The organism is Anaerotignum sp., from assembly GCF_045122575.1.
In the GTDB taxonomy this organism is placed as follows: Bacteria; Bacillota; Clostridia; order Lachnospirales; family Anaerotignaceae; genus Anaerotignum_A.
This window is the reverse complement of record NZ_JBGVHV010000178.1, coordinates 1-8,796: the sequence shown is the minus strand read 5'-3', so window position 1 is coordinate 8,796 and position 8,796 is coordinate 1. Positions and strand designations below refer to the sequence as shown.

Annotated in this window: 9 protein-coding genes; 8 read left to right on the top strand and 1 reads right to left on the bottom strand. The window is 46.7% G+C overall.

The features are described from left to right. Positions 1-62: 62 nt before the first annotated feature. From ACJMLT_RS08985 to ACJMLT_RS08960, 6 genes are all read left to right on the top strand, one after another. Positions 63-578, top strand: coding sequence for a hypothetical protein (locus ACJMLT_RS08985; protein WP_405729706.1), 516 nt, complete (start codon positions 63-65; stop codon positions 576-578). Positions 579-619: 41 nt separating this feature from the next. Further along, on the top strand, positions 620-1,816 hold the full coding sequence (locus ACJMLT_RS08980) for a pyridoxal phosphate-dependent aminotransferase (RefSeq protein ID WP_405729703.1): 1,197 nt from the start codon (positions 620-622) through the stop codon (positions 1,814-1,816). Positions 1,817-1,866: 50 nt separating this feature from the next. Continuing rightward, entirely contained in the window at positions 1,867-2,397 is a 531-nt protein-coding gene (locus ACJMLT_RS08975; protein ID WP_405729700.1) for an NUDIX hydrolase, read from the top strand. Positions 2,398-2,452: 55 nt separating this feature from the next. Then, on the top strand, positions 2,453-3,025 hold the full coding sequence (locus ACJMLT_RS08970) for a stage II sporulation protein M (protein WP_405729697.1): 573 nt from the start codon (positions 2,453-2,455) through the stop codon (positions 3,023-3,025). A 182-nt stretch (positions 3,026-3,207) separates the two neighbouring features. Continuing rightward, a complete protein-coding gene (gene xerD / locus ACJMLT_RS08965; protein ID WP_405729694.1) occupies positions 3,208-4,092 on the top strand; it encodes a site-specific tyrosine recombinase XerD in 885 nt (294 codons plus the stop codon). Between the two features lie 120 nt (positions 4,093-4,212). After that, complete coding sequence (locus tag ACJMLT_RS08960) at positions 4,213-4,791, top strand: helix-turn-helix domain-containing protein (RefSeq protein ID WP_405729709.1); 579 nt, start codon at positions 4,213-4,215, stop codon at positions 4,789-4,791. A gap of 36 nt (positions 4,792-4,827) precedes the next feature. Here the strand turns inward: ACJMLT_RS08960 and ACJMLT_RS08955 are convergent, their stop codons facing one another. Beyond that, positions 4,828-6,708, bottom strand: a complete 1,881-nt coding sequence (locus ACJMLT_RS08955; protein ID WP_405729691.1) for a sulfatase-like hydrolase/transferase — start codon at positions 6,706-6,708, stop codon at positions 4,828-4,830. Positions 6,709-6,883: 175 nt separating this feature from the next. Between ACJMLT_RS08955 and hemW the strand changes: the two genes are divergently transcribed. Together hemW and hrcA are read left to right on the top strand one after the other, a co-directional pair. Further along, entirely contained in the window at positions 6,884-8,029 is a 1,146-nt protein-coding gene (hemW, locus tag ACJMLT_RS08950; protein WP_405729688.1) for a radical SAM family heme chaperone HemW, read from the top strand. A 153-nt stretch (positions 8,030-8,182) separates the two neighbouring features. After that, the coding region (hrcA, locus tag ACJMLT_RS08945; RefSeq protein ID WP_405729685.1) for a heat-inducible transcriptional repressor HrcA at positions 8,183-8,796 on the top strand (614 nt) is incomplete at its 3' end.

Here is an 8,796-nt window from a genome sequence, read left to right as displayed (position 1 = left end):
GGGTATAAAATAATAAAGATACGAATCATATCGGATGTATTTACGGAAAAGAGGAAAAAATCATGCAGAAAAGTGCAAAGTTTATTGTGATAAAAGGGGTTCTCGTTATGATCGTTGTGGCGTTGGCAGGGTTCCTCCTGTTTAACGGCATCGGCAGACATCCCTATACTTATGACGAACTGGAAAGCGTATTCCGTGCCAAGGCGGCAGAACAGAATGTGGAAGGCAATGGCGAAGAACAGCTGGTATCTGAAGTATACGGCAACAGCATCACTTTCGTTATGCAGACGGAAGATGGTGAAAGAGCCTGTGCAACCTATGGACGCAGCATGTTTTTTAATAAATATAAGGAACTCAGATTTTATGCCGGTGCAAACGGTGTTCTGGCGCTGGATGAAATGACCTATAATGTCAGTGACGGCGCAATCGGTTATGAAGTGACGGCTTTGTTTGGGGATGAAGTCGGGATCGATCTGAGCGATGAAGTAAGCCCTGTGATGTATCTGAAATTTATGGCAGTTTGCATTTTAGCCATGGGCGTATTTGGTATGAAGATTTTCTTCAATAGAAGAAGATGATGATAAACAAAAGAAAAGTATTTTTAATGAGGTGAAAGAACATGGAATTATCGAAAAGAGCAATGAGCATTAAGGCATCCACAACAATGGCGATTTCTTCCAAGGCGGCAGAAATGAAGGCTGCAGGTCTGCCTGTCGTTACATTTGGCGCAGGGGAACCCGACTTCGATACACCTGCCCATATCCGTCAGGCCGGTATCGATGCCATTGAAAACGGACAGACACGCTATACGGCTGCAGCGGGTACACCTGCTCTGAGACAGGCGGTTTGCGATAAACTGAAAAGAGATAATGGTCTGGACTATGAACCTGCCCAGATCGTGATCAGTAATGGTGCGAAACATTCTCTGATGAACACATTCATGGCGATTCTGAATGAAGGGGATGAAGTGATCATTCCTGCTCCATTCTGGCTGAGCTATTCTGAAATGGTTCGTATTGCCGGCGGTGTGCCCGTGATCATTCATACAAAGAAAGAAAACCAGTTCATGATGACAAAAGAAGAACTGGAACAGGCTTATACAGAAAAAACAAAGGCTGTGGTACTGACCAGCCCTTCCAATCCTACCGGTCAGGTTATGAGCAGAGAAGATCTGCAGATGGTAGCGGATTTTGCAGTGAAAAATGACATTTTTGTTGTTTCTGATGAAATCTACGAAAAACTGATTTATGATGCAGATAAACAGCATATCTCCATCGCATCTCTGGGCAAGGAAATTTATGACAGAACCATCGTGATCAACGGTGTTTCCAAAAGCTATGCGATGACAGGCTGGAGAATCGGCTATACAGCGGCACCTCTGGCAGTTTCCAAACTGATGGCATCTTTGCAGTCTCACATGGCATCCAACCCCAACTCCATCGCTCAGGCGGCAACAGTAGCAGCGCTGAACGGTTCTCAGGACTGTGTAGCGGAAATGTGCGTGGAATTCAAAAAACGCAGAGATTATATCTTTGAAAGAGAAGAAGGGATTCCCATGCTGTCTGCACTGAAACCTCAGGGGGCCTTCTATCTGTTTGTGGATGTTTCCGCAACCTATGGCAAATCCTACGAAGGCGAAATGATCCAGTCTGCGGCGGATTTTGCATCTGTTCTGCTGGATAAGAAATATGTGGCAGTCGTACCCTGTGCAGACTTTGGTATGCCTGATTATATCCGTCTGTCCTATGCGACCAGCATGGAAATCATCAAAGAAGGTATGGATCGTATCGAGGCAATGGTGAAGGAACTGAAATAATGCATATAAGGCACTCTTGGAGGAGTGCCTTTTCTTACAAGGAGAAGGATATGAGCTACGAAGTTTTGGAAAGTAAATTGACCCATGAGGGTCTTCTGGTAAAGGTAACAGTGGATAAGCTGCGCATGCCTGATGGCGGCGAAGCGCTGCGCGAAACGGTCATCCGCGGCAAAAATGCGGCGGCCGTTCTGGCGGTGGATAACGATGGTACACTGATCTTTGTGCGCCAGTACAGACATGCCTTCGGGGAAATGCTGCTGGAGATCCCTGCAGGCGTGCTGGAAGATGGAGAAGAACCTGCAGCGGGTGTTGCCCGTGAACTGGAGGAAGAAACCGGCAAAAAAGCAGGCAAGCTGGAGTTCCTTTGTGAATTGTATCCTACGGTGGGATTTGTTTCGGAAAAGATCCAGCTGTTCATTGCAACGGAACTGACAGAAGGACAGCAGAAACTGGATGCCGATGAATTTGTGGAGATCGAAAGATATACACTGGAAGAAGCGCTGGAAATGATCGCGAAAGGCGAAATCAAGGATGGGAAGACCTTAACAGCACTCTACGCATGGGCAGCAAGAAATAAATAAGTAAGTAAGCATAAATCCTTCTGACGAGCCATACCCTGTATCAGGGGGGATGGACATGAAGAAAAAACGCAGAATAGACAGACAGGTGCAGAAGATCATCGGCATCGTCTGTCTTTCTTTTTTATTGGGCACACTGGGCGGTGCAGTGGCGGCGAATCTGCTTTCGGCGGCGGAACAAGGGGAACTTTCCCTGTTTTTGCAGGGGGCAGGAGAGGGGACGGAGATCCCTTCTTTTGGGGCATTGCTCTGGAAATATCTGAAATATGATCTGATCATCTGGCTGGGCGGATGGATGCAGATGGGATTGTTTCTTTCCGGAGCGGCTTTTTTATTTCGCAGTGTGGCCGTCGGGTTCACTTCTGCCATGATGATGACAGTTTACGGAGCAAAAGGGATAGTTCTGGCGGCGGTATCTTTTCTGCCGCAGAATCTGCTGCTGATTCCTGCTTATATCCTGATGATGTCGGCGGCGTTGTATTATATGCTGCATTGGCAGGAGGGGGACGGAAAGCGAGCATTGAAACGGGAGCGTAAGCGCAGGCAGACGGAGTATTGTATCCTGTTCGGGGTATCGGTTTTACTTTTGATGGGGGCAGCAGGGGTGGAGCGAATACTTCTATTCTCATGAAAAAGTTTCGTAAAAATAGAGATTCAACATGCTTTTGCCCCTGTTTTTTCCATTTCTCTTCGGATTTTTAGCAGAAAGTTCATAAAAAATTCATAATTTTTACATTTTTTAAACAAAAGTTATCGACAATCCAATAAAAACTAAGTATAATTTAAGTACTATGAACGAAAGGGATTGTTTGCATGGAACAGAGCATTGTTGATTTTACCGAATATTTGCGGAACGAAAAAAAATCATCTGAAAATACCGTTCTATCTTATGCCAGAGATCTGAAGGGCTTCTGCCGATTCATGAAAGAATCCGGTGTCCTTGACCCTGCAAAGGTGAACCGTACGAATGTGATGGCCTATGTCTATGAACTGCAGAAGCAGCGGAAGGCAGGGACAACTGTGTCCAGAAATATCGCATCCATTCGTTCGTTTTTCCAGTTTTTGCAGAGAAAAGGGATCGTAACAGAAAACCCTGCAGCGGATCTGGAATTGCCTAAGGTGGAAAAGAAAGTCCCTGAGATTCTGTCTCTGGATAAAGTGGAACTGCTGCTGGAACAGCCCAGCGGTGACGAAGACAAGGAAATTCGCGATAAGGCCATGCTGGAACTGCTGTATGCCACAGGGATCCGTGTGACAGAGCTGATTTCTCTCCGTGTGGAAGATATCAATCTGCCTCTGGAATATATCCGCTGCGGCAGCGATACCAAAAGTAGGATCATTCCCATTGGCGCACAGGCGAAGGCTTCTTTGCGCAGATATCTGGATAAGGTGCGGGAACATATGCTGCTTCGCCCTGATGAAGAAGTGCTGTTTGTAAACTGCAACGGGAAACCGATGACCAGACAGGGCTTCTGGAAGATCATCAAGGCCTATGCGAAAAAGGCTGGTATTGAGGAAGATATCACACCTCACATGCTGCGTCATTCCTTTGCGGCGCATCTGATCGAAAATGGGGCAGATCTGCGTTCTGTGCAGGAAATGCTGGGTCATTCCGATATTTCTACCACACAGATCTATACCAAACTGACGAACCAGAAACTGAAAAATGTATATGCCAAAACCCACCCTCGTGCATAAAATCGATATGACAGCCATCCTTTTGGATGGCTTTTTCTTTTGCAAACTCTATGGAGCGTTTGTTGCCGTGGGAAGAAAAGTCCTTTATCATAAAAGAAGAAGGAGGCGAAAGCCGTGGATATGAAAAAAACAGGAGAACTACTGAGCCGCCTGCGAAAGGAAAAGGGAATGACCCAAAAGCAGGCTGCGGAGTGGCTGCAGGTCAGCGACCGTACTATCTCAAAATGGGAAAGAGGCATGGGGCTGCCCGATGTTTCCCTCTGGAAGGGGATCTCCGCATTATATGGGGTAGAGATTGAAAAGATACTGGATGGGGAACTGCAGGAAAAAGGAAGGGAAACGGGAAACATGAAACGGATGAAATTTTATTGCTGTGAACACTGCGGAAATATTTTCTGGAGTATGGGGGGAGGAGAAATTTCCTGCTGCGGCAGAAAACTGTCCCCACTGCAGGCAAAAGCGGCTGAGGATGGCCATGAGATAAGGGTGGAAGAAGTGGGGAATGAATATTATATTACGTTTCCTCACGTAATGAAGAAGGAACATTATATTTCCTTTGCAGCATTGGTTTCCTGGGATAGGGTAACACTGGTGCGGCTCTATCCCGAACAGGCAGCAGAGGTATATCTGCCCCGCCAGCGCAGGGGAGAGGTGTATTATTGCTGCAGCGAACACGGATTATTTCGAAAGAAGCTATAAAAAAGAAGGCAGAACCGTTTGGTTCTGCCGTTTTTGTTATTGAGAAAGGTCTTTTCTGACCAGATATTTTTTACCCATCAGGTCATCGTAAGTCAGTAATTCGTGGTGACGGATATATTCATTGACTGTTGTTTTGTCTTCCTGATTAGAATACAGATCATAATAAGGACTGATGACGGGGCAGGTTTCATACAGATCCAGCAGGAAGTTGGTTCTGGTATGTTCAGGGGCACCAATGTAGTCGCACATCAGAGCCGGCAGCAGATAAGGGGAAACGGGAGTTTCCTCTGCGCGGTATGCTCTGCCGGTGTCATAGTTACTGAAGATCACATAGGGGGTAGAGAACATGGTGTATTTTTCTTCCTCTGTCCACTCTGCTGCTGTGGTGGAGGAGATATTGCCTGTGGTGATATAAGGGGAGAAGGCATCGCCCAGAGTGGGCAAATGGTCGCCGTACCATAGAACGACGGTGGGTTTTTCTCTGTGCATCACATAATCATAGATACGTCCCAGAGCGGCATCGGAATCGGATACCCCTTTGCAATAGTTATGAAGCACGTTCTTTTCGTCATCAGAGAGGATGTCGGAAGAAACTTTGATATCCCAGTCGGAAGGATCATATTTATTCAGGTACATGCTGTGGTTTTCCATGGTGATGACATGGAGGAACAGGCCGGTTTCATGGGGCTGTTCCAGCTGATAGATGACTTCTTCCGCAATGGTTTCATCGGTGATATAGGGGCCGCTGTTCCAATGGTGTTCTGCATGCAGGTCATATTCCCCGCGCATTTCCGTCAGACCCAGCAGAGGGTATGCACGGTCACGTTCGTAGAATTCCTTCTGATAGGTATGGATACCAAGGGTATCATAGCCCAGATTTTTAAACAGACGGGGATAGGAGAAGATATCCTCGAAGACATACTGCTGATAAGGCACATTGCCGGAGGGCAGCATGTTTGTGGTCGTACCTGTCAGAATTTCAAATTCGGGGCGAACCGTACCGCCGCCAAAGGTGCAGGAGACCATTTTGCCGCTGGGGTGTTCTGCGGCGATACGGCGATAGTTTTTCAGCGGGTCTTCGGAATAGGTCACACCGTTCAGCACCGTAGGATCCCAGTAGGCTTCGGAAAGGACAACGATGATATCGGGATTCTGGAAATCCTGTCCGCTTTCCGCAGAGGGCTGATATTTTTCAAAGTAGTTTGCCAGATATTTTTCATTGTAATCGGCGGGATCGCCCATATTCAGAGAAGCAAAATTCAGCACGAAGGCGGTGATGAAGCCGTGTTCCTCATAATTGACTGCCTGATTGCCGGGAGCCTTGGGGGAAACACCAAATGTTTCGTAACAGTTTCTGACTGCGGGATGCATGCAGAAAAGATAGAGACAGGCCAGCAGGACAGGAGTGCCGATGACCCGTTTTTTCCATGCCACAGGGATTTCCGGTTTCATCATCAGAAGAAACAGAAAATAAAAGACGGTGGCTGCGATGGTGTTCCATGCAGAATCGGGCATGGCCAGAGCGGTCAGGAATGTGCCAAAACTGCCTGCATTTTTGGCAAATAGCATATCCCAGGGGAAAAAGTGAGTCTCCAGGATCTGCACTTTGAAATAATCGATCAAAGGCATGATGGTGAAAAAGAGGGCGGACAGGAAGGCCGCCAGAGGGATCCGCTTGGTCAGGCAGGCCAGTGCGCCGAACAGGAGATAGACCACAACTGCACCCAGCAGGAAAGCCCCTGTATGTTCCTGCAGCAGAGCTGTCATTTCTTCGGCAGAGCCAAAGGCAAGGCTGTTGCAGGCATAGGCCAGATAGAGAGGGAACAGCGCCACAATGATCCACATGGCGAGCTTTGTTTTTTTGCTGCTGTGGAAAAATTCTTGGATTTCCGTTTGCATATCATGAAAAGGATTCATATTTTTTATTCCTCGTTTCGTTTTAGTTTTGTACAAAAAATAATAGTAGCATTGTTAAGCGGATTTTTCAAGAAAACATGGGATTTTAATGGTTTTTTCATTTTCAGGGGACATTGAAAAAAGAAAGTCTGCATGATATCATGGAGAAAAATTGACAGAAATCTGAGGTGGAACGATGAAAAACACCAAAACCATAGGTTTATACATCCATATCCCTTTTTGCAGGCAGAAATGCCTGTACTGTGATTTTCCCTCATGGGCGGGGAAAGAAGGGCAGATGCAGGGATATATAGATGCCCTGACGAAGGAAATTGAAAACAGAGGGAAAGAATATGCGGACAGGAAAGTTGTTTCCGTATTTTTTGGAGGCGGAACCCCTACGACACTGACGGTTCCCATGCTGGAGCAGCTGATGCAGGCGGTTTTTGCAAACTGGGATATTGCAGAGGATGCGGAAATTACGACAGAAGCCAATCCCGGTACGCTGGATGGGGAAATGGCGTCTGCTTTGAAGAGAATGGGCTTTAACCGACTGAGTATGGGGGTGCAGGCGTGGCAGAACCGACTGCTGCGGGACTTGGGGCGTATCCATACCATTGAAACCTTTCAGGAAAACCTCAAAGCAGTGCGGGAAGCTGGGTTTACAAATATCAATGCCGACCTGATGTTTGCACTTCCCAACCAGAGCATGGCGGACTGGCAGGAAACAGTGAGAAATATCGTTGCATTAAATCCGGAGCATATTTCTGCCTACAGTCTGATTTTAGAGGAAGGAACGCCTTTCTTTGATCGATATGAAAAAGGCGAACTGAAACCTGCGGAAGAGGATCTGGACAGGGAAATGTACCATTGGGCTGTGGGCTATTTGGCGGAACATGGCTATGAACAGTATGAAATTTCCAACTTTGCAAAGAAAGACAGAGAGAGCAGACACAACCGCATCTACTGGCAGGCGGAGGAATATCTGGGCATGGGGCTGGGTTCCCATTCCTATATGGCAGGGGAGAGATTCCATAATATTTATGATCTGCAGAAATATATGCAGGCGGACGGCGATGTTTCCTTATTAAAGGAAGAGGTGGAAGTGATCACGGAAGAGGATGCGCTGGCGGAATTCATGTTTCTGGGGCTGCGGCTGACAGAAGGTGTTTCTTTTGCCCGATTCCGGGAACGATTTGGACGGAAAATGAAAAATATTTACGGCGAACAGATCGAGGAACTGGAAAAAGACGGACTGCTGCAGGAGGATGAAAAAGGGATCCGACTGACGGCAAGGGGCGTGGACATCAGCAATTTTGTATTTGAGAAGTTTCTGATCTGAATAAATTATGAAGAATTTCTTAAAATGCGTTGAAATGAAGAAAATTTTATTTTTTAGCACTTGACATCTTTGGTGGCTAGTGCTATCTTTATATACGTAAGTTAGCACTCGGATTTGGTGAGTGCTAATAAAATGGAAAAAGGAGGCGGCGGTATGGCTTTAAATGACAGAAAAATACAGATCTTGCAGGCCATTATCAATGACTATATTGAAACGGCGGAACCCGTCGGTTCCAGAACCATCGCCAAAAAGTATAATCTGGGTATCAGCTCTGCTACCATCAGAAACGAAATGAGCGACCTGGAAGAAATGGGCCTCATCTTACAGCCCCATGCTTCCAGTGGCCGTATCCCTTCCGATATGGGCTACAGACTTTACGTTGATCATCTGATGCAGCAGAAAGAGCTGAGTATGGATGAACAGAAATATCTGCAGAGTGTCATTTCCAGAGATATCAATCAGATCGACTATCTGATGGAGGAAACGGCAAAGGCACTTTCTCTGCTGACAAACTATACAACATTTATTTCTGAGCCTGTGGGTCAGAGAACCAGAATCAAGCAGATCAGATTGCTTCCTCTGGACAGCACATCCTTGCTGCTGGTCATTGCCACAGGAGATAACTTCATCAAAAACCATGTGATCAAAATGGACAGCGTGCCTTCGGAAGAAAAGATCTTCTATATGGGCATCTGCCTGAACAGAGTGCTGCAGGGCTGTGCGCTGAATGAAATTGACGGCGCGGTCATCAGCAGGATGCAGGCGGA

What these genes read in the sequence shown, in the direction of transcription:
- ACJMLT_RS08980 (WP_405729703.1), top strand. Translation starts at nt 620, where the DNA reads ATGGAATTATCGAAAAGAGCAATGAGCATTAAGGCATCCACAACAATG.
- ACJMLT_RS08985 (WP_405729706.1), top strand. Translation starts at nt 63, where the DNA reads ATGCAGAAAAGTGCAAAGTTTATTGTGATAAAAGGGGTTCTCGTTATG.
- ACJMLT_RS08970 (WP_405729697.1), top strand. Translation starts at nt 2,453, where the DNA reads ATGAAGAAAAAACGCAGAATAGACAGACAGGTGCAGAAGATCATCGGC.
- ACJMLT_RS08975 (WP_405729700.1), top strand. Translation starts at nt 1,867, where the DNA reads ATGAGCTACGAAGTTTTGGAAAGTAAATTGACCCATGAGGGTCTTCTG.
- ACJMLT_RS08960 (WP_405729709.1), top strand. Translation starts at nt 4,213, where the DNA reads ATGAAAAAAACAGGAGAACTACTGAGCCGCCTGCGAAAGGAAAAGGGA.
- xerD (WP_405729694.1), top strand. Translation starts at nt 3,208, where the DNA reads ATGGAACAGAGCATTGTTGATTTTACCGAATATTTGCGGAACGAAAAA.
- ACJMLT_RS08955 (WP_405729691.1), bottom strand. Translation starts at nt 6,708, where the DNA reads ATGAATCCTTTTCATGATATGCAAACGGAAATCCAAGAATTTTTCCAC.
- hemW (WP_405729688.1), top strand. Translation starts at nt 6,884, where the DNA reads ATGAAAAACACCAAAACCATAGGTTTATACATCCATATCCCTTTTTGC.